Here is a 21598-nt window from a genome sequence, read left to right as displayed (position 1 = left end):
GGTTAAGGTGACTTCGCCTAGCCCAAATAGTCGATATATCATTAAAGCCAGTTGATCGTAGTCTATCCTCGCTTCGGCAAAAAATCGCTGTAGTCTGCGATAGTGACTGTCGGTCTTGCCACCCTTAGGAAGGTGTCTTGCTGTTTTTTTAAGATTACTGCTTTGAGCAGTAATCAGGGCTATTATCATTAGGCTCAAACAATTGATTCTTGCCTTGTTCATGCTCAGGTTTTGGGTTAAAGTCTCACTAAGTCTGTTAAAGTTTGGCATGGTCTATTCGTCTTAAAAATTACTATTATGCCTTTGCTTTAACAGACTTTTTTGTTTTTTTGTCGTGTGCAGAGAAAAAAGAGATAAATATATGGCTAAAAACCATGCCAATGTTATTTATCGATGATCTCTAGTACGCCATAAAGCATACCTTAAAGAATAACTAAATTACAAGATTGGATTGTTAACGTTTAGGCTGGCTCAAAAGCCGTCAAGCGGTTGAGTGACTGCGCACGTAAACTTTAACCAAACATCAACAACTTTCACTATATACGCAACTATAAGCGACTTAGTTTTTGGGTAAGATAAACCGTATGCCTTTTATTCCTTTATCTTTTTTAATAATTGGTCATGCAGCATCACAGACAGATGAAGTCAGTATTATCCCAAAGGATACAACACCTGTGTAAGCACATTTTTAATGGTCTTAGAAGAGACTATTTTACTCATTAGATAGGATGTTTTATGAATAATAATATCGATCATACCGACCCAGCCAAAGATATGAATACTGAACGCGGCAATGGGGGCGAAACCCATCAGCGCGCAGGTGATGACACCAAAGTATTGACTACCCAACAAGGCGTGGCTATCAGCGACAATCAAAACTCACTAAAAGCAGGCGCACGCGGTCCTACGCTATTAGAAGATTTTGTACTACGTGAAAAGATCAACCACTTTGACCATGAGCGTATCCCTGAGCGTATCGTCCATGCGCGTGGTAGTGCGGCACACGGTTATTTTGAGCTGACCGAATCATTAGAAGAGTATACAACGGCCAAAATTTTGACTGAGACGGGTAAACAAACACCACTTTTTACCCGTTTTTCGACCGTTGCCGGTAATAAAGGCTCAAAGGATACGCCCCGTGACGTACGCGGATTTGCAGTCAAGATGTACACAGAAGAAGGTAATTGGGATTTAGTCGGTAATAATATGCCGATCTTCTTTATTCAAGATGCCATTAAGTTTCCTGATCTCATTCATGCAGTCAAGCCGGAGCCGGATCGCGGGTTTCCGCAAGCGGCCTCTGCACACGATACCTTTTGGGACTTTGTCTCGCTAAGCCCAGAGACGATGCATAACCTGATTTGGCTGATGAGTGATCGTGCATTGCCGCGTAGCTTTAGCATGATGGAAGGTTTTGGTATTCATACCTACCGTTTGCTCAACAAAGAAGGTAAGAGTACTTTCTTCCGTTATCATTGGAAACCAGTAGCAGGTGTACAGTCGCTTATTTGGGATGAAGCTGTAAAAATATCTGGTGCTGACCCTGATTATAACCGCCGTGACATGTATGAAGCGATTGAAAATGGTATGTATTTTGAGTGGGAGCTTGGTGTACAGCTCTTTACCGAAGAAGAGGCCAATGAGTTTCCATTTGACCACTTAGATGCCACTAAGCTGATTCCAGAAGAGCTAGTGCCAGTTAAAATCATCGGTAAAATGGTACTAAACCGTAACCCAGATAATTTCTTTGCAGAAACTGAGCAGGTAGCCTTCTGTCCATCGCATATACCACCTGGTATCGACTTTAGTAACGATCCCTTACTGCAAGGCCGTTTATTTAGTTACTTAGATACGCAGTTGTCACGATTGGGCTCACCAAACTTTGTTCAGATTCCTATCAATGCGCCTAAATGTCCGTTTGCAAATAACCAGCAAGACGGTCATATGCAAATGCAAGTGCCTAAGACTCGTGTGCTTTATGAGCCTCAAAGTCTAGATCTAGACCGTCCACGTGAAAGTCCTCAAAAAGGTTTTAACTCGTTTCATGAAAAACTGGACGATGGCGTAAAAGGTCGTATCCGTGCTGAGAGCTTCGCTGATCACTATAGTCAGCCACGTATGTTCTATCGTAGCCAAACCCCTGCTGAACAAGCACACATTGCATCAGCCTACGCGTTTGAGCTGGGTAAAGTAGATACTGCGCATGTTCGTACTCGCGTGCTCAGTCACCTTATCAATATTGATGAAGATCTAGCTAATCGTGTTGCCAATGCCTTAGGTATGGAGCTACCAGAAGCGGCAGAACCAGCAGCACCAGTACAAGATATGGACACCTCTAAGCCTCTGCAAACGATTGGTCGTACGCCTAAATCACTAAAAGGCCGTTTGGTTGGTATCTTAGTGGCTGAAGGATCAAACCATGAGCAAGTTAAGAAGTTTGAAGATGCTATTAACGCTCAAGGCGGTATGGTCAAAATTGTTGCTCCTAGCAAAGAAGTCAAGCTTGACGACAATACGCGTATCCAAGCAGATGAGCGTGTTGCTGGCGCACCCTCTGTATTCTTCGATGCGGTAGTGAGTATCATTATGCCGGATCAAGCTAAGAAACTGGCGGAGGATAGCTCAACGCTAGATTGGTTCACTGATGCTTATGTACATTGCAAAGCGATTGCTTATTGCGGTGCAACGGATGAGTTTATCTTAAGTAAACTTCCTGTAGAAAAAGATGAGTTTGTCACACCGCTCGCTAAGCTTGACAGCTTTGTAGAAAATGCAAAATCTCGTCTATGGGAGCGTGAGCCTAAGGTTCGTGACCTTGCGTAATCGCTAGCATAATTGATGGTATCAGCTTTAAATCTATAAAGTAAATACTTAATGTAGAAAACCCAGCCTAAGCGCTGGGTTTTTTGCGTTTTTACTGGAAGTATAAACGTTGTCATTAATGATGTTACGCATTATGCGACTATTATCAACCGTATCTATAGTCACAAGCGTTCACTGAAAACGATTTGTTTTGTATTGATTATCGCTATACTAAAAATACAGAGACACTAGGATCAAATGATCAGGGATGATAAATGAGTTCGTGTGAAATTGTACGTCTAGAGGGCTATATCCAAAGTAGCTACCTTGCGGTGTATCCAGATAAAATCATGCTACTAGACGGCTGCTGCCGTGCCGATGTGCCAATGGTACTTGGGTATATCAAAGATACTCTAAATAGGCCGATAACAGACCTAAAAGTGGTGGTGGTCACCCATATGCATCCGGATCATGCGGGTGGTGCGCGCAAGTTTCGCCAAGAGACTGGCTGCCGCATTATCTCTGCTGACAAGAAAAGTCAGTGGTACGGCGGTATTGGTGGACGAGCGATGCATTTTGTCGATATGAATCTTGCGTACTATGTGGCGCGGCGGCAAGGTCGCCCATTCAAAAGTCTGTACTATTCGGCAAGCCTAAAGCCAGACATTACTGTCACAGACGGTGACTTTGTCCCAGAGTTTGATGAATGGCAAGTGTTAGAGACGCCTGGGCATACGGATCGTGATCTGTCTTTATTTCATTTGCCCAGTCGTCAGGTATATACGGCTGATCTCATCATCAAATTGCGCCATAAGTTTGTGGCGCCATTTCCTGTCTATGATCCCAAAGCTTATAAGCAATCGTTAAAAAAAATCAGAGATTTAAAACCATCAATGGTAATGATGGCACATGGTCGAGAGCGTGCAATGAGTGAGGTAGAGTTTGATGCGTTCATCGACCAAGCCCCCAAATACCCGCGCACCATCAAAGATACGATCAGACATAAACTGCTATGGCGTAAGAAAGGCAGCTTCCGACTTTTTAAACGGCGACATCATAAGTAGATATAAAATAAAGGATAGAAAGTGCAGACGAAAAAAAGCCCAGTTACTATCATGGTAACTGGGCTTTTCAAATATGGTGGGCTGTCCGCGACTCGAACGCGGGACCAATTGATTAAAAGTCAACTGCTCTACCAACTGAGCTAACAGCCCTGAGAAGCGTATAAAAATGACACTGCAATTTTAGCTTCGCAAGAGAATATTCTTTAAATAGAATTTTCTAAAAGTTATGCTAACAATAAATGTATATTATTGCCAACAAGAGTAATTCATTTAAAAAAGAGCTTTTTAAACTTAACTTTATTAAACAACTACCGGATAGGGTAGAACGATGAATAAAGGTTAAACTAAAATATGGTGGGCTGTCCGCGACTCGAACGCGGGACCAATTGATTAAAAGTCAACTGCTCTACCAACTGAGCTAACAGCCCTAACGTTTAAAGTGTTTGTATCCCTAAACGTGAGAGCACATTATATATATAATTCTGACAATTACAACCCCACAGGATAAAAAAAGTGTAATTCTCTTATAAAATTGCCAATTTATTCCAGTTTCTTTAAATTTTTGCCATTATATCGATATTGACTGCTCTATTTTTGGCTAAAGCGAGTCAATACTCAATTATTAGTCTCGAGAAAGCGCCTCAACAGGATCTAGTTTGGCAGCATTACGTGCTGGCAAGAATCCAAATACTACGCCAATCAATGTCGAGCAAACAAATGCGGCAATAATAGAAGTCGGTGAGTAGATGACTTTGAAACTGTCACCGCCCACACTATTAATCAGCTCACCAATGGCAAATGCCATTCCAATACCAATCAGTCCCCCTAGGATACAGACTAGAACGGCCTCAATGAGAAATTGCTGCATGATGTCGCTTTGACGCGCACCTACTGCCATACGAACACCAATCTCATTAGTGCGCTCGGTGACAGAGACTAGCATGATGTTCATGACCCCAATACCACCAACAATCAACGAAATAACTGCAACTGATGAGATAAGTAGGGTCATCGTACCTGTCGTTGACTCAATGGTTTGACGGATAGAGTCTGAATTTCGTAGCTCAAAGTCATCTTTGCCATGGCGACTTTCTATCAAGTCAGAGATGGCCGTCTCTGCGGCACTAGAAGAGATACTATCATCTAACAACGCCACAAAGCGGTCGATATTGGTACTACCGGTGACGCGCGACATCACTGTCGTATAAGGCATATAGATAGTAGGCGTCGTTACACTGGGACCAAAGCCACCATCGCTCTCTTCAAGTACGCCAATCACGCGTCCAGGCACACTACCAACCAATATTACCTCGCCAACAGGGTTATCAATGTCTGAGAAAAAGGTCTGTTTAGCGTTGTCATCGATGATGATATCTTGACTACGTAATGTAATGCTTTTTGCATCAAACCCTTGGCCCAGTGCTAATGTCTCACCAGTGACGGTTAGATAGTCTTCACCAACGCCATTGACGGTAGCATCCTCCTGTATATTACGATAGCGGACACTAGAGCTGGCATTTACCTGAGGGCTGACGCTGATAATATAGGGCTGATTGCCGACCGCCTCTGCATCTTCTGGTGTCAAATTGTCATCATTATAGCGGCGTCTAGGATCGCCTCTAGGGTAGCCATCATTGACAGTAATGGTATTGGTACCTAACGAGCTGATATTGGCAAGGATTTGCTGCTGAGAGCCTTGTCCAAGACCTACGATAGATACGACTGCGGCAATACCGATAATAATGCCGAGCATCGTTAGTAGAGTACGCATCTTATGCGCGCGCATGGCAAGCAAAGACATTTTGAAAGCTTCAAGCAGTCGATCAATAAAACTACCAAAGGCACTTTTGCGATGCTCGCCAAGGATAGATTCTGGTTTTTTGTCTGTATGCTTATAATGCTCAGTTTGATAGTCAGCGATGACATGGCCATCTTTGAGCTCAATCACACGCTCTGCTTGTGCTGCTAGTTTTGGATCATGAGTGACCATGATAATGGTATGACCTTGTGCGCTGAGGTCATGCAAAATCGCCATGACATCTTCGCCAGACTTACTGTCTAGGGCACCAGTTGGCTCATCTGCTAAGATAACATCGCCACCATTCATCAGTGCACGAGCGACAGAAACACGCTGCTGCTGTCCACCTGAGAGCTGATTGGGACGATTGTTGACCTTATTGCCAAGGCCGAGGTCAGTTAGTAGCTTCTCAGCACGATTGGTGCGTGCCTCGGTATCCATGCCCGCATACACGGCAGGGACGGCGACGTTGTCTTTGGCACTGATATCACCAAGCAAATGATAGCGCTGAAAAATAAAACCAAAGTGCTCACGGCGCAGTTCTGCTAGCTGATCGGCATCAAGCTTACGGGCGGATTGACCATAAATCTTATAATCACCAGCAGTGGCTTGATCTAGACAACCTAAGATATTCATCAAGGTGGACTTACCAGAGCCTGACTGTCCAATGATAGCGACCATCTCACCTTGGTGAATCGTCAGACTGATATCATGCAAGACGCGAATGGTTTGCTCACCAGCAGGGAACTCTCTGATAATGCCAGATAGTTCCATAATGGGCTTGCCTGATGCAGAGTGGGTAGCGGTATTGGTTTTTGCTAAGTTGTTTGAGCGATTAGCAGAAGTGTGTGACCCTAAGTTTTGAGCCGTGCTACTTTCAGAGCTATCTTCAGTCGACGGTTTAGGAGATTGAGATATAGTCATAGCAGTGTCTTTAATAAAGGCTAATAAGCGTTATAGTGTTGTTATGAAAGGGCTGCTATGTTTAGCAAGCCTTTCTTACTCAACATAGTCAAAGCACAAGTTACATTCGAGGTCCGCCAGGTACGCGGCCGCTATCTGATTTCTTACCGCTCTCTTCACTGATGATTACTTCTTCCCCTTCTTTCAAACCACTTAAGATTTGCGCATTTACTCGGTTATCAATACCGACTTCTACAGTACGCTCTTCTACGGTTCCGTCATCTTTTAATACACGTACAAACTTGCCCGTTGTTGATTTGCCTTTTTCTTTAGCTCGCTTTTCTTGGATCACTGTTGATGGTACTAATAGAGTATTTTTGGCTTCGTTGACGATGATATATATCTGTGCCGTCATATCGATTCGGAACAAGCGGTCAGGGTTTGGTACTTCTACGTAGCCGACGTAATAGATAGCAGCGTCTGTCGAGCTGGTGCTACTGATCTGCTCTGGGGCAGGTTCGATAGCGGTTAATGTCGCATCATACTGTTTGTCTGGATTACCGATAATATTGAAATAAGCAGGCATACCAGCACTGACGTTAATGACATCAGCTTCTGAGATTTGCGCGTTGATACGTACGGTCGATAAATCTGCTAACGTCACCAATGTGGGCGCCGTTTGGTTAGCATTGACCGTAGTACCTTGCTCAGTCGTAATAGAAACGACTGTACCTGATATTGGTGCACGAATCGTGGTATAGCTTAGATCTTCTTCAGCAGTACTGACGTTAGTTCGTGATTTGCGTAATGCTGCTTGCTGACTGTTGATATTGGCTTCTGTGGTCGCAATCGCGGCTTTAGCTGTGTCGATAGCCGCACGTGCATTGGCAACGGCTGCTTTTGCTGTCTCGACACTGGTCGCCTGCGTGTCATATTCTTGTTGTGAGATAGCATCGATAGCGACTAAGTCTTGCAAACGCGCAAAATCAGACTGTGCTTGTTTGAGCTCAGATTGGCGGCTAGCAAGATCGGAATAGGCACTTTTTAGTGCTGCCTGTTTGCTGAGCAATTCTGCTTGCGCACTTTGTAGCGCGGCTTCACTTTGCTCAAGGCTGGCTTGTTCGTTGCTCAGGTTGTTTTTTTGGGTCACTTGGTCAATCTGTGCAATCAAGTCGCCTTGCTTGACTTCATCACCGACTTCAACGTATAGGCGTTTTACCTCGCCAGATACCTGCGCGCCGACATCAACGGTATTTAACGCTTTTACTTTACCAGAGGCCATGACATTGTTTTCAATATCACCGACTTCAACGGTTGCGGTTAAATAGTTAGGTGTGGTTTCTTCTGGTTTTAAAAAAGTATAGGCCAAAGCCCCTAATGCTACGATAATTAAGGTGATGACACCCCATTTAATAGCAGATTTTCTGCTTATTTTGCGCATGACAACAATCCAATCACAATTAAATCAAGTGTAGATATAGTAGAGACTTCATGTACGAAAGGGAATGATAATTAGTTTACGAAAGGTTAAGGCCTATGTAGTACAGTTTACATAACAGCAAGTAAGCGGCTGTTAATGGATAAATATGAGGAAAGGGTGGACATGATAAGAGGTAGTAAGGGAGAGGCCTTTAAAATACTACTTGGTAAAATAAGGCATAGGGTGTGATAGTGAATGATGACTGGCTATCACGAAGTACTATCGTATGGTAAATAAACGCTTGCCTGCCAGCTCCAATGCTGCTTGCAATAACAGCTCCCATGCTGGTTGGCGAATAAGGCCTTTGATGGCTTGGTCACAGCGATAGAGCAGAGCAGGCCATTCGCTCGTTTGTTCTTTTGACTGACGGCGGCATGCTTGTTGGTATAACCCTTGCTTACTACGCCAAATGCCTAATGCTTGAGGGTCTTGACCATCCAGCAGTTGGATAATTTGACGCATGTCTTTGCTAATAGCCCAGAGTACTAAAGTAGTAGGCTCATCGGTCGACTTTAGCTGAAACATGATTTTGGCAACCTGCGTGCTATTACCCGCGAGCATCGCATCAGACAAATCAAACACGCTAAATTGCGCGTCGCTGACTAAGGCTGCTTGTAAGTCTGCAATATCCAATGTCACATTATTTACCGGCTGTGTAAAACTATTAGAGTGCTCGTTATCTTCATTATTATCACTATTGCTAGTAGCTAATTGCGGTGCAAACAGATAAGACAGGCGCCATAGCGTTTGATAAGCACTGAGTAGATGATGCTCAGTGTGTGACATAAGAAGTTGCCACGCTTCTTGTGACAGTCGTAATCCAAACTTCTGCGCCTGTATTTGCAACAACTGCTGGCGCTGCTGCTCGTTGTATAAATTGCAATCAATGACAGTGCCGTATTGAGCAAAAGGGGCAAACCACTTGCTGCTCTGACTGCGTTTGTCTTGCTTAGGTGTTAGCCATAATACGCTATGACTGTGCGCACCTGTTTGCGCCTCAACAGCAAAGCGCTCAAGCTCAGCAATAACTGCTTTATCAGGTTTATGATTGCCAGTCACGATTACCGCACTCGCATCATCAAATAGAGACTGGCTGCCAAGCTCTGACAATACTTCTTGCCAACTCTTCACCGATATCAGCTCTATACGTTTGATGGCGTAGTTTTGCGCGCGCCAATGGGGACGTAGTGCATCGATGAGCCATTGACTGAGTAATGGCTCGTCACCATGCGCCAGCCACAAGCCAGCTACCGCAACCGAAGATTGCAGGAGTTTGGGATAAGCTTGTATAAAGGTGTGTTGCATAGCGTGGTAGGACACAGGTTGGTAAACAGATGATAGCATTTGTAGAAATATGACGAGCGCTGTCGAACTTGCTTAGCTGACTAAGTTAGTGCGTACGCTCGTTGTTCTTCATACTTAAATGGCTGCAAATGATAGAGCTTAATAACAGTATTTGTTAAAAGTTACTTCTCAGGTACGACGACAACCGTTGGCGTTGCGCCTTTATTCATCAGTACAGACTGCTTGGCAGCAGGTGCAACTTTTGGCAAGGAGATCGCCACATATTGATCCGTGATACGGCGTGCTAAGCTGTCATAGAGCCAATCACGAATTTGGTCGCCTTGCTGGTCATCAGTACTGACGGATGCTTCATTGTATTGATAGCTACGCTCGACTTGAATGGGATTGGTAAGCGTGACGGGCTTGCCATTCTCGATCGTCTGGTAGCTGACATCAGCAGAGAGTACCAAGCGAATCTCTGTCAATACACCCACCAACTCGTAACGTTTAAAACGCACGTTACTGATATCGATCGCTGCAATCGGTTTAGCACCAGCTTGTTGATTGCTGCGAATCACATCATCAACTGTCATATTGCCAATGACATCGACACCTAATGTGGTTAGGCGGCGTGTCAATGGCAATTTTAGAGGAAATGAGGTGCGATTGTCTTCGATAATGACGGCTGTTTTGTTGGCATTGAGCAGCATTGGCGAATCATAGCCGCGTAGCTGAAAACCGCAACCACTTAGACCTGCCGTTGTACCCAATATCGCAAACATAGGTAATGCTGTGAGCAATGCCGTCGCAAGCTTCTTTCCACCAGATTGTTTTGTACCAACGTGCCGTGCGCTTGGCGTTGGTTGTGATTGCCAAGCTCGATGCTTATACGACATAAACGCTATCCTCATATGATAAAAAGGCTTAGAGCACTAAGCCTAGGCGACTAGCCTGCAACCACGATATTAACCAGCTTGTTGGGTACGACGATTTCTTTTTTGATCTCGCCTGTGATGAACTTTGCTACGCTTTCCATCGTTCGAGCTTGTGCTTTTAGTTGCTCAGGGTCGCTGTTCGGTGCGACATCCATCTTACCACGCATTTTACCATTGACCTGAACGACCATCGTAATCATGTCCTGTACCAGCGCACTTTCATCAACAGTCGGGTAATCTAAGGTTAAAGTATCAAGGCCGAGCTGCTCAAGCAAATGCTCACCAACGTGCGGCGCATAGACAGACAGCATAATCAGCAGATTGGTCAACGCTTCGTGTTTAACGTGTAGCTCTTGCTCACTACTGGCGTTAAAGGCAGTCAACTCGTTGGCAAGTTCCATCAGGCTTGATACAGGTGTGTTGAGTGCTAAACGATCACCCAAATCACTATCAATCTTGGCGATGGTTTCGTGCGTCTTACGGCGTAAGTTTTTGGCTTCTTTGCTCAATCCCTCTGTGTTCAATGTCGCACCGTTCAGCGTATCAATGCTGATATTGGCGGCCGTTAGCGCTTGCATGTGATCATTAGCGATGCGCCATACTTTTTTCACAAAGTTGTAAGGGCCTTTTAGCGCGTCATCTGACCATTCAAGCGTCTGATCGGCAGGTGCGGTAAATAGTGTATATAAACGTACCGTGTCCGCACCGTATTTATCAATAGTCAGCTGTGGATCGACACCGTTGTTTTTTGATTTAGACATTTTTTCGATTTTGCCAATCGTGACTGGCTGACCATCCAGCTTTAAGGTCGCTTTGATCGGCTGTCCACGGTCGTTGTAGTCGATATCGATATCTTCTGCAAAGTAGTAAGTGGTACTGCCATCCGCGTTGACACGGTAGAAGGTGCCAGCGAGTACCATACCTTGCGTCATTAGGTTGGCAAATGGCTCGTCGCCAGTGACCAAGTTTTCATCTCGCATGAGCTTATGGAAGAAGCGCGCATACAACAGATGCATCACTGCATGCTCAACACCGCCCACGTATTGATCGACTGGCAGCCATTTATTGGCAGCAGACTTGTTGACCATGTTTTGTGTGTCAGTTGGGCTAGCAAAGCGGGCGTAATACCAGCTTGACTCCACGAATGTGTCAAAGGTATCGGTCTCACGCTCAGCAGGATTACCACATTTAGGACAAGTGGTATTGACAAACTCTGGTATATTCTTGAGTGGATTACCACGACCATCAGGCACGACGTCGGTTGGCAACACAACGGGCAAGTCTTGCTCTTCGACAGGAACCGTACCACAATGCTCACAGTTGATCATTGGGATAGGGCAGCCCCAATAGCGCTGGCGCGACACGCCCCAATCCCGCAGGCGGTATTGGATTTTTTTCTTGGCAAGCGATTTTGGCTCAAGTTTGGCAAGCATGGCATCAAACGCCTGCTCAAAATCTAAACCATCAAACTCACCTGAGTTAACCAAAGTATTGCGTTCAGTATAAGCAAGATTGACTTCACTATCATTTGCTTTAGCATCTGCTTTTAAATCATCAAAATAGCCATCAGGGGTATTGATGACTTGTTTAATCGGTAGGTTGTACTTCACCGCAAATTCATAATCACGCTCATCGTGAGCAGGCACGGCCATCACCGCACCTGAGCCGTAGCTCATCAGTACATAGTTGGCGACCCAAACAGGCACTTCTTCACCAGTCAGTGGATGAGTGACGGTCAGGCCGGTATCCATACCGATTTTCTCGGCTTTGGCGAGATCGGCCTCAGCCACTGAACCTTTTTTGCAAAGGGCACAGAACTGGGCAATCATGTCGTCTTTTTCAGCAGCGTATTGGGCAAGTGGATGCTCTGCGGCAACCGCGACATAAGTCACGCCCATCAAAGTATCAGGACGAGTGGTGAATACATCTAAGGTGTTTTCTTCGCCAGCGAGCTCATAAGGGAAGTGGACTTCCATACCGGCACTACGACCAATCCAGTTGCGCTGCATGGTCAATACTTCAGAGGGCCAGTGACCTTCTAGCTGATCCAAATCGTCGAGCAATTCATCGGCATAGTCAGTGATGTTGAAGTAATACATGGGGATGTCACGTTTTTCGACTGCCGCACCACTACGCCAACCTTTACCATCAATGACTTGCTCGTTTGCTAAGACAGTATTATCAACGGGATCCCAGTTGACCGTCGATAGCTTTTTGTACACTAGGCCTTTTTTGTACAACTGCAAGAATAGCCACTGCTCCCACTGATAGTATTCAGGGCTACAAGTGGCAAACTCGCGTGACCAATCAATAGACAGGCCTAGCAATTTAAGCTGTGCGCGCATGTTGTCGATGTTGGCAAATGTCCATGCAGCAGGTGGCGTTTGATTGGCAATTGCTGCGTTTTCTGCTGGCAAGCCAAAACCATCCCAGCCCATTGGCTGCATGACCTCATACCCTTTTAGGCGGTAATAACGGCTTAAGACGTCAGAAATCGTATAGTTACGTACGTGGCCCATATGCAGCTTGCCGCTTGGGTAGGGGAACATTGACAGCATATAACGGCTTGGTTTGTCGCTTGGCTCATTGCTGACTTCAAAGCGCTTATCAGTGGCCCATTTGGTCTGCTGCGCAGCTTCGATCGCTTGCGGGTTATAATGATGGTTGTCGGTTTGGTCTGCTGTCACGGCGTTGCTCATAGTCGGCTCGAAATTGGTTGATACTGATTTATTTAAGACGGATTTGTTTAATACTGTTCAAAATAGGTGGAATTTGACAATGCCATAGCATAGCGTAATTTGGCAAAAATTGCGACGATATGATGCATTTGCTCATCAGGTTTGACGATTAAAAGTGAGGTATTTTTTATATCCAGTCAGCCTTCGGTATAATAGAAACGTTCACCAGTATTTATGAGTAATGATAAGGAGTCATCATGACCATCACCATTTACGGTATCAAGTCTTGTAGCACGATGAAAAAGGCGTTCACTAAGCTTGACGAGCTGGGCGTTAGCTATGAGTTTCATGATTATAAAAAACAAGGTGTCGACAAAGAAGCAGTACAGCGCTGGGTAAATGCGTTAGGGATTGATAAAGTGCTTAATAAGCGCGGCACAACATGGCGCAAGCTCACTGACGAGCAAAAATCGGAAGCTGATGCCAGTATAGACGCTGCGATAGCGTTACTGGTAGAAAATACCAGCATGATCAAACGTCCGATTGTAGAAGGTCAATTAGCAGATAAAGATCAGCCGATATTGCTTTGCGGTTTTGATGAAGCGGAGTTTGAGCGCGTGTTTGGTTAAAAACGGGCATAAAGAGCCCGAGCTAATAATAAAACCTTAGCTCAGGCTTAATAACGCCAACAATAAACCAAATCACACTAAAGCCCCAAATAATGAGGACATAGAGGCGGATTTGCTCCGCTGTCCAATCAAGGGCAAACCAGTCAATCATAAAAAACGACTTCCAGCCCTCTATCCAGCGCGCACCGCCGTAGCCAATAATCCACCAGCAATATAGGCTCTCTAAAACAAACAGTAGGCACCACAGCCACAGCGGCATGATTGACTCACTCCTATGATTGGCTCAAAGCGGCGTCTATCTCGCGGCTAATCAGCGTACCAACGCCTTCGTTGGTAAAAATCTCAAGTAGCGTCGCATGCGGCACACGGCCATCGACGATAACCGCACTTTTGACACCGCTACGTACCGCATCAAGTGCACATTGAATCTTGGGAATCATACCGCCTGAGATCGTACCATCTTCAATCAAGCCATCGACTTTCTTGGGTGTTAGCCCAGTCACTACCTCGCCGTCACGGCCCAATACGCCTTTGATATTGGTCAATAGCATCAGTTTCTCTGCTTGTAAAAACTCAGCCACTTTACCAGCGACTAGGTCTGCATTGATATTATAAGTATTGCCTTCTTTATCGACACCAAGTGGTGCGATAACGGGAATAAAATCAGAGGCAATGAGCATATTGATGACGTCTTTATTGACACTGACTACGTCGCCCACAAATCCTAAATCTACGGGAACCGCGACGCCATCGGTACCGATTTTTTCCATCATCAGTTTTTTGGCTTGAATCAAGTTGGCGTCTTTGCCCGTGAGGCCAATTGCGCGACCGCCGTGCTTGTTAATCAAGCTGACAATCGATTTGTTGACACTGCCGCCAAGCACCATCTCTACGATATCCATCGTGCTTTTGTCAGTCACACGCATCCCATCGATACGATCAGACTGACGCCCCAGCTCTTTTAACAAGTTATCAACTTGTGGGCCACCACCATGTACAACGACTGGATGTATACCGACCGTTTTCAGCAAGACGATATCACGAGCAAATGAGCTTTCGAGTTCAGGATCGGTCATGGCATTGCCGCCATATTTCACCACGATGAGTTTATCAACAAAGCGCTGAATATAGGGCAGGGCAGTGGTTAATACTTCAGCGGTGTTTTTGGCGTCATCTAAATTAAGTGTCATTCCTAACTCCTAAAGGGCGGGTTTTAAATGGGTTGTTCTTTTTAGCATGTTTAATCGATACAGGTTTAATGCCGTTATTCAGCAGGCATGGCGATAATCTGTGTTGCCAGCTCTGCATCAAATGGGCGACACAACGCGGCAAAGGTCGCTTGAATGTCTTTTAGATCATCCATGCTGTCACCAGCGAAGCGCGCAGTCAGGCTATTACTGGTATTTGATTGACGCAACACGCCAAATCCGTGCGCAAAATCCAAGCGGACACCATCAATGCAGCTAAGTCTAGTACCTGCTGGCAATAAAGACTTGGCTTGTTCGACAGCTATATGGGATCTGATAGTGGAGCAAGTACAGACTGGTGACGCACATAAAGCAGTTGGTAGATTAGCGGCGTCTAGTCGGTAATCAGAAATAACAAACGAATCAGCATGAGTCGTCACGCTTGCTAGGTTTTGCAAATAGGTACAAACCCTCGTTAATTGCTCCATGATTGAGCAATCTGTCCTAGCAGTCTGCGGCATCGGCAAATAATGATCTGCTGTACTGACCATGGCGGGCAAGCGTTGGAGAATATCTGATAGTGCATTTTTATCATCTAAGATATTACGAGACTTGACAAACCAATGCAGTAAGCGCAATGCAGCATATATGGCATCATCATAAGGGATAAAGCGGCCATCATTAAAAATAAAATGCCCTGATAGCTCACCTGCAAAGACAATTTGACTATCAGGATGCTGTACCTGTTGGCGCATAAAGCTGCTACCGGTTTTGCTAATCACTGGCATCGCGCCAAGATCCGCCAGTAGCTTTGGCAGATGATGCGCGCATTTAATATCAAATAGCACCTCAGACGCTAAGTAGCTGGTCAAAGAATCCGGACGTTCTGTAATGGCAATGCGTGCTAACAAGTAGAGTAGGTGATCAGGCATGACCACTTTGCCGTTATTATCAACGATCATCAAACGATCACCATCACCATCAAATGCCAGACCAATATCGGCACAATGAGAAGCAACAGCTTGCTGCAGCGCTGTTAGACGGTTGGGCTCGGCTGGATCAGGATTACCAAGAGGAAAGCTGCCATCTGGCGTGTCATTGAGCACAATGACATGCTGGCAAAAACGGTCAAATAAGCGCTGAGTGATGTTGCCAGTGGCACCGTGCATACAATCAATAACCACAACCAAATCAAGCTTAGACGCTGTTTTTCGGTTGTTTGTAGGTGCTGTCTGATTATCCTGAGTCAACTGGCAAAAGACTTGCTCAATAGCCGCGATATAGACATCTGCTACTTGCTTGGCAGGCAGCTCTTTAAGCAAAGCTCTAGACAATTCAGTATTGCTGCTAATATTTATATAGTGTGAGTCTGGTTCTGAGTCTAAGGTTGCTTGCTCGACCTGATTTTTAGATAAGTAATGAGTATGAGAGATTAATTGTTGATAAAGGGCTTGTATCTCTAAGCTACTAGGAGATTTATGATTGACCAACCACTTGATACCCAATACGTCTTTGGCAGAGTGGCTGGCGGTTACAATAATGCCATGACCTTGATACTGCTTTGCCCAAAACGCCATCATGGGTGTGGTAACAAGACCGAGCTGGATAACGCATAAACCCTGTTGGGCTAATACAGTAGAGAGTGTACGTGCAATCGATTCGCTGCCATGACGCATGTCATAGCCAATAACGACGATAATTTCGGCTGCTATATTCTGTTGGAAGTTGACGGTGTTATTGGGAGGGCAAGTAACATCAGTAGCAGCATGGGCATTACTATTTTTTGTGAATTGGCTGCGTTGAGGGCCATAGAGCTGAGCAAAACGATGGCCTAGCGCTTGTACAAACTCATCGGTGAAATGCGTGTTTGTACCACGGATGTCATAAGCACGAAATAAGGATTGCTGCGCCGCAAAAGATGGCATGGCTTATTCTCCTTATTGACGTGGTAAATAGGTAATTATGAATACAAAACGGGTAGCGTAACATTCTATTAATGTAAACAATTACTCTTAGTCGCCATCCCAATAATTATTTTAGCCACTAAACTGGCACTGCTAACCTGAAATCGCCACCTCAACGATCATTAATTGAGCGAATAATTACTGACGGCCTGAATGTCCAAATCCGCCTGCACCGCGTACGCTTTTGTCACTGAACTCTGTGACCACTTCAAACTCAGGACGGGCAACAGGCACCACGATATACTGTGCCATGCGCTCTGCAGGGTTCAGAGTAAAGTCTTCGTTACTGCGATTCCAAATACTGACCATCAGCTCACCTTGATAGTCGGCATCAATCAGCCCAACCAAGTTACCCAAGACGATGCCGTGCTTATGGCCAAGGCCTGAGCGTGGCAATATCATACCTGCATAGTTAGGGTCTTGAATATAAACAGCAAGGCCCGTACCTATCAAATGGGTTTCGCCTGCTCTGATCGTTAAAGGCTCATCAATACAAGCGCGCAGATCGATACCAGCACTGCCATCGGTAGCGCGAGTCGGTAGAGAAAACGCGTCATCTTCAGTAATTTTAGGGTTGACCACTTTCACTTGTACAGCTTGCATAACGCACTCACTTAACGATTTAGAAGTTTTATAAATTAAGACTATTTAACAATATTGTATAAACAACAATGATATATAAATAGCAATGCTGTGTTTTTATTGGATACTTTATTATTTAGCAATTCACTAGAGTATTAACACACTCGCCAAGCCTAGGAACGACATAAAACCAACAATATCCGTCACGGTGGTCAAAATCACCGAGGCAGACAAGGCTGGGTCAATGTTCATGCGCTTAAGTAACAGCGGTATACTAATTCCCGAGACATTCGCCGCCGTCATGTTGATCGCAATGGCAAAGCCAATGACAGCACTAATTTCGATGTCATGAAACCATAATTGGGCAATAAATGCCATGATGATCGCCCAAATGATACCGTTTATCGCGCCAACCCACAGCTCTTTATTAAGGAGCCAGACTCGGTTAGAACCACCGATTTGACCCATTGCCATCCCGCGGATAACGACGGTCAAGGTTTGCGAGCCTGCAATACCGCCCATGCTGGCGACCACAGGCATCAATATCGCCAGCGCCACCACTTGTGCCAAGACTTCCTCGAATTGTCCAATCACCGCGGCTGCCAAGAGCGCGGTACATAGATTGATACCCAGCCAAACACTACGGCTTTTGGCACTGGTTAGAATAGGCGCGAACAGCTCTTCATCTTGGCTAACACCAGCAAGATTTTTCATAGTGCTATCGACATCATCTTGGATAATCTCCATGATGTCTTCGCCATTTAGCTGTCCAACCAGCTCGCCATAGCTATTTGTCACGGGGGCAAAACGGATATCTTCTGAACGAAAAATCGCTGCAGCATCTTGGATGTCTAGGCGATCATTAATGGTGATGGCTGTATCGATCAGCTCTGAGACTAGGGTGTTTTGATCATGTTTAATCAGATCTACCAGGCTTAATAGCCCAAGTAATTGCTGGCTTTGATCGACCACGAGTAGCTCTTGGCTTTCGTCATCGAGTAGATCCTCGTTTTCGCGTAGCCAATCCTGTACATCCGCCAGACAGATATCATCCCGTATTTGGATAATATCGGGATCCATGTAGCTCCCAACTTCCCAGTCATCATACGTATCAAGTTTATTGACTTGGACGCGCGTTTCTTCATCGAGCGTTGCCATGACTGAGGTACGTACGCTCTCAGTGACAGTATCCAAAATCTCAGAGATGTCTTGGGCATCAAGATCTTGGGTAAATAGCGAGATTTCTTGAGAAGAAATATTCTCTAATAATGGCTGGCGGGTATCGTACTCGAGCTCAGCAAGTACCTCACCTTTAATGCTCTCTGGTACTTGCTCCCAGATGAGTAGGCGGTTTTGAGTCGGGAAAGACTCTAGTAGGCTTGCAATTTCATACTCAGACTGCTTTTCTAAAAACTCTGTAATCGCCTCATATGCTTTATCAGCAACCAAATCCTGCAAATACAGCAGTTTATATTCGGCACTGTATTCAGCCGGATTATAATCTCCTGGTAGCACTGATGGTCGTTCCTGATCGGGCATCGAGGTAGGCATAAGGATTCCAATATCTTTTATAAAGTGTTAATAATAGCAAATGGCAAAACGTCGGGTTAGCGTTTGCCGAGTCAGTTCTTTTTGGCATCAGCCTGTCAATATTGATGTTAGCGCTTACCCAATAAAGCGCGAATATTGGCTAAATACTCATCAGCGACCGCTTCTGGGTCTTTGATGGCTTTTTTCTTTTTGGCCTTGGCGGGCCAGTCAACATGATCTTCTGGCAGCTCATCCAAAAATCTGGACTCTGAGGTCACGCGCATCTGGCCACCGGCACGGCGCTGGGCCGCAAGCGTCAAAGTCAGCTCACGACGCGCGCGGGTGATGCCTACGTACATCAGACGACGCTCTTCTTCAATCGTCTCACTCATAATAGAGTTGCGATGCGGTAGCATCTCTTCCTCAAGCCCCATGATATAAACAAAATCAAACTCCAAACCTTTTGCAGCATGCAAGGTCATTAGATTGACTTTGTTGGTGTTTTCTTCTTCTTGCTGCTGCTCGAGCATGTCTAGCAAAACCAGCTTACGAATGATGGTATCAATCGTGCGGTCTTCGTCTTCTTCCGCGCGATTAATGAGAGATTGGATACTGGTATAGAGCATATCGATATTATCAATACGGTTTTTTTCTTGCTGCGGGGTTTTGGCATCGCTACGGACAAAATCAATATAACCCGTCTCATCAATCATTCGGCGTACGATTGGCACAGGATCAGGGTGTTGATCGAGCTCACGTGTATAGTGCTCGATGAACTCGCCAAACTCTTTGATCGTGCCATACGCTTTTGACGGCAACACATGAGCCAAGCCGGCATGAGTACAAGAAGCCAGTAGCGAGATACTATGCTCTTGAGCAAATAAGCCAAGCTTTTCTAGCGTGGCAGGTCCCATACCGCGCTTGGGTGTATTGATAATACGTAAAAACGCGCTGTCATCTTCGGGGTTCAAAATCAGGCGTAGATAGCCCATGATGTCTTTGATTTCACTACGCGCAAAGAACGACTGACCGCCCGATAACTTATAGGGTACTTGTAGCTGGCGCAATTGTGCCTCAAGCATTCGTGCCTGAAAGTTACTGCGGTAGAGTACTGCATACTGCTCCCACTCATTACCAAAACGCAATTTGTGCGTGACGATTTCTTTGGCGACGCGCTCAGATTCATCGTCATCATTACGGCAGTTGATAATCCGAATTTTTTCGCCTTGACCTTTATCTGACCACAGTTTTTTTTCAAATAAATGCTCGTTGTTGAGAATAACGGCATTGGCAGAGGTCAAAATACGCGTGGTTGAACGGTAATTTTGCTCAAGCATGACGATTTTTAGTTTTGGGAAATCTTCTTTTAGCAGTGCCATGTTTTCAGGCTTCGCCCCGCGCCACGCATAGATAGATTGGTCATCATCACCCACCACGGTAAAACGACCTTGCGGACCAACCAGATGCTTAATCATTTCATACTGGGCGGTATTGGTATCTTGATACTCATCGACCAATAGATAACGAATACGGTTTTGCCATTTGTCTCGCAGCTCTCTATTTTCACGCAAGATTTTGGTCGGCAGTACAATCAAGTCATCAAAATCGACGGCATTATACGCACGTAAGTTACGCTCATAAAGCGCATACAAGGTCGCAAAAATCATGTCTTCTGGATCGTCTAACGTTTCCATCGCCTTGTCAGGCTCGATCAAATCGTTTTTCCAATCAGAGATCATTTTGATGGCTTTACCAACCAGCTCACGACTTTCAGCGCCACTTAAGTTGTCGCGCATCATCAGCTCCATCAAGAGGCGCTTACTGTCATCGCTGTCCATGATAGAGAAGTTGCCTTTTAGCGGCGTATGCATCAGCTCATAGCGCAAAAACTGGAGACCAAATTGGTGAAAGGTCGATACAGTCAAGCCGCGCGTTTTTTCGCTTGGGAGCAGTTTGCTCACACGGGCTTTCATTTCACGTGCCGCCTTATTAGTAAAGGTCACGGCAGTGATGCGCTCGGCTGGCATGTCGCACTCTTGAATCAGATACGCAATTTTACGCGTGATCACCGAGGTCTTACCGGAGCCAGCACCTGCGAGCACAAGTAGTGGGCCGGATACGTAGAGCATGGCTTCTTGTTGTTTGGGATTGAGTTGACTCATAACGTGACCTGTAAGACAAAAGCAAAAAGAGGGTAGCGCTGATATAGCACAATTGATATCTTAATAATGTTTGTTATAAGGATAATAGAATTTAAGGTTTGATGATGACATATCGTAAAATTAGGTGGGTCATTATAAAGCAAAAACGGTCACTTTTGGGGAGGAGTTGGGTGATGAAAATAGGGTATGAGCGCGCTTGATTTTTGATAAATAGCGTGACAGCGTTTGCGCATCGAACAAAGCATGGATTTGGGGTTAATATAAGGTAACGTCTATATCATAATTTTTGGTAAAAAAAACACATTTTGTTTCATAGAAAATGACCGTCGAATACAGTTAAAAACTAGCTTTTAGGCACTGATATGCGTATAGTACATAAATAATTTATGCCAGTTGTCACGTCATTATTAACCACGTGTAATGAGCTATTAAATCAATTAAGTACGCAGTCAGATATGATATTGATTTAATACGTTGATCTTACGTTGTTAGAAGATGCGTTGGGCGACCAGCCTTTATCCGCGTGCATACCGGAATCTCTACCGTTGGTCAGGTCTGACATCGTCGTTAATAAGCTTGATAATTGGTTATTACCAGCAA

Annotated in this window: 14 protein-coding genes, 2 tRNA genes and 1 pseudogene; 3 read left to right on the top strand and 14 right to left on the bottom strand. The window is 45.1% G+C overall.

Features of this window, described 5'->3' with window-relative positions:
- Positions 1–270, bottom strand: a pseudogene (locus BLR43_RS13740) (hypothetical protein); the annotation flags it as partial.
- A gap of 465 nt (positions 271–735) precedes the next feature.
- Here BLR43_RS13740 and BLR43_RS09415 point away from each other — a divergent pair.
- Together BLR43_RS09415 and BLR43_RS09410 are read left to right on the top strand one after the other, a co-directional pair.
- The gene (locus tag BLR43_RS09415) at positions 736–2823 is read left to right on the top strand and encodes a catalase (RefSeq protein WP_071003254.1); all 2088 of its coding nucleotides are present in this window, start codon (positions 736–738) and stop codon (positions 2821–2823) included.
- A gap of 254 nt (positions 2824–3077) precedes the next feature.
- On the top strand, positions 3078–3866 hold the full coding sequence (locus BLR43_RS09410; RefSeq protein ID WP_093070739.1) for an MBL fold metallo-hydrolase: 789 nt from the start codon (positions 3078–3080) through the stop codon (positions 3864–3866).
- 74 nt (positions 3867–3940) lie between these two features.
- Here the strand turns inward: BLR43_RS09410 and BLR43_RS09405 are convergent.
- The 7 genes from BLR43_RS09405 to leuS all read right to left on the bottom strand — a co-directional run bounded on the left by BLR43_RS09405 (position 3941) and on the right by leuS (position 12965).
- Positions 3941–4016, bottom strand: a tRNA-Lys gene (locus BLR43_RS09405).
- 202 nt (positions 4017–4218) lie between these two features.
- Positions 4219–4294: transfer RNA gene (locus BLR43_RS09400), tRNA-Lys, on the bottom strand.
- Between the two features lie 194 nt (positions 4295–4488).
- Entirely contained in the window at positions 4489–6438 is a 1950-nt protein-coding gene (locus BLR43_RS09395; RefSeq protein WP_071003781.1) for a MacB family efflux pump subunit, read from the bottom strand.
- A 250-nt stretch (positions 6439–6688) separates the two neighbouring features.
- Positions 6689–8008, bottom strand: a complete 1320-nt coding sequence (locus BLR43_RS09390; protein ID WP_093070736.1) for an efflux RND transporter periplasmic adaptor subunit — start codon at positions 8006–8008, stop codon at positions 6689–6691.
- Positions 8009–8266: 258 nt separating this feature from the next.
- Positions 8267–9352: a DNA polymerase III subunit delta gene (locus tag BLR43_RS09385; RefSeq protein WP_093070734.1), complete on the bottom strand. Its 1086-nt coding sequence runs from the start codon at positions 9350–9352 to the stop codon at positions 8267–8269.
- 161 nt (positions 9353–9513) lie between these two features.
- Entirely contained in the window at positions 9514–10227 is a 714-nt protein-coding gene (locus BLR43_RS09380; RefSeq protein WP_093070731.1) for an LPS-assembly lipoprotein LptE, read from the bottom strand.
- 50 nt (positions 10228–10277) lie between these two features.
- On the bottom strand, positions 10278–12965 hold the full coding sequence (gene leuS, locus BLR43_RS09375; protein WP_093070729.1) for a leucine--tRNA ligase: 2688 nt from the start codon (positions 12963–12965) through the stop codon (positions 10278–10280).
- Between the two features lie 236 nt (positions 12966–13201).
- On the opposite strand from leuS, the gene BLR43_RS09370 reads away from it, so the two are divergent.
- On the top strand, positions 13202–13573 hold the full coding sequence (locus BLR43_RS09370) for a Spx/MgsR family RNA polymerase-binding regulatory protein (protein WP_093070726.1): 372 nt from the start codon (positions 13202–13204) through the stop codon (positions 13571–13573).
- A gap of 22 nt (positions 13574–13595) precedes the next feature.
- On the opposite strand, the gene BLR43_RS09365 is transcribed toward BLR43_RS09370, so the two are convergent.
- The 6 genes from BLR43_RS09365 to BLR43_RS09340 all read right to left on the bottom strand — a co-directional run bounded on the left by BLR43_RS09365 (position 13596) and on the right by BLR43_RS09340 (position 20998).
- Positions 13596–13832, bottom strand: coding sequence for a hypothetical protein (locus BLR43_RS09365; protein ID WP_075106373.1), 237 nt, complete (start codon positions 13830–13832; stop codon positions 13596–13598).
- Positions 13833–13845: 13 nt separating this feature from the next.
- Positions 13846–14763 (bottom strand): acetylglutamate kinase, encoded by a 918-nt coding sequence (gene argB / locus BLR43_RS09360; RefSeq protein WP_093070723.1) that lies wholly within the window; start codon positions 14761–14763, stop codon positions 13846–13848.
- Between the two features lie 74 nt (positions 14764–14837).
- A complete protein-coding gene (locus BLR43_RS09355) occupies positions 14838–16685 on the bottom strand; it encodes a phosphohexomutase domain-containing protein (RefSeq protein WP_093070721.1) in 1848 nt (615 codons plus the stop codon).
- Positions 16686–16862: 177 nt separating this feature from the next.
- On the bottom strand, positions 16863–17327 hold the full coding sequence (dut, locus tag BLR43_RS09350) for a dUTP diphosphatase (protein WP_093070718.1): 465 nt from the start codon (positions 17325–17327) through the stop codon (positions 16863–16865).
- A gap of 126 nt (positions 17328–17453) precedes the next feature.
- On the bottom strand, positions 17454–18845 hold the full coding sequence (mgtE, locus tag BLR43_RS09345) for a magnesium transporter (protein ID WP_167669402.1): 1392 nt from the start codon (positions 18843–18845) through the stop codon (positions 17454–17456).
- Between the two features lie 119 nt (positions 18846–18964).
- The gene (locus BLR43_RS09340; protein WP_093070715.1) at positions 18965–20998 is read right to left on the bottom strand and encodes a UvrD-helicase domain-containing protein; all 2034 of its coding nucleotides are present in this window, start codon (positions 20996–20998) and stop codon (positions 18965–18967) included.
- Positions 20999–21598 lie beyond the last annotated feature (600 nt).

Source organism: Psychrobacter pacificensis (assembly GCF_900101915.1).
Classification (GTDB): Bacteria; Pseudomonadota; Gammaproteobacteria; order Pseudomonadales; family Moraxellaceae; genus Psychrobacter; species Psychrobacter pacificensis.
This window is presented reverse-complemented; position numbering and strand designations above follow the sequence as displayed.

Bases quoted from the DNA above. Each gene is read 5' to 3' on its own strand.
- BLR43_RS09365 (WP_075106373.1), bottom strand. From the start codon at position 13,832: ATGCCGCTGTGGCTGTGGTGCCTACTGTTTGTTTTAGAGAGCCTATAT.
- BLR43_RS09385 (WP_093070734.1), bottom strand. From the start codon at position 9,352: ATGCAACACACCTTTATACAAGCTTATCCCAAACTCCTGCAATCTTCG.
- argB (WP_093070723.1), bottom strand. From the start codon at position 14,763: ATGACACTTAATTTAGATGACGCCAAAAACACCGCTGAAGTATTAACC.
- BLR43_RS09410 (WP_093070739.1), top strand. From the start codon at position 3,078: ATGAGTTCGTGTGAAATTGTACGTCTAGAGGGCTATATCCAAAGTAGC.
- dut (WP_093070718.1), bottom strand. From the start codon at position 17,327: ATGCAAGCTGTACAAGTGAAAGTGGTCAACCCTAAAATTACTGAAGAT.
- BLR43_RS09380 (WP_093070731.1), bottom strand. From the start codon at position 10,227: ATGTCGTATAAGCATCGAGCTTGGCAATCACAACCAACGCCAAGCGCA.
- BLR43_RS09390 (WP_093070736.1), bottom strand. From the start codon at position 8,008: ATGCGCAAAATAAGCAGAAAATCTGCTATTAAATGGGGTGTCATCACC.
- mgtE (WP_167669402.1), bottom strand. From the start codon at position 18,845: ATGCCCGATCAGGAACGACCATCAGTGCTACCAGGAGATTATAATCCG.
- BLR43_RS09415 (WP_071003254.1), top strand. From the start codon at position 736: ATGAATAATAATATCGATCATACCGACCCAGCCAAAGATATGAATACT.
- BLR43_RS09355 (WP_093070721.1), bottom strand. From the start codon at position 16,685: ATGCCATCTTTTGCGGCGCAGCAATCCTTATTTCGTGCTTATGACATC.
- BLR43_RS09395 (WP_071003781.1), bottom strand. From the start codon at position 6,438: ATGGAACTATCTGGCATTATCAGAGAGTTCCCTGCTGGTGAGCAAACC.
- BLR43_RS09370 (WP_093070726.1), top strand. From the start codon at position 13,202: ATGACCATCACCATTTACGGTATCAAGTCTTGTAGCACGATGAAAAAG.
- leuS (WP_093070729.1), bottom strand. From the start codon at position 12,965: ATGAGCAACGCCGTGACAGCAGACCAAACCGACAACCATCATTATAAC.
- BLR43_RS09340 (WP_093070715.1), bottom strand. From the start codon at position 20,998: ATGAGTCAACTCAATCCCAAACAACAAGAAGCCATGCTCTACGTATCC.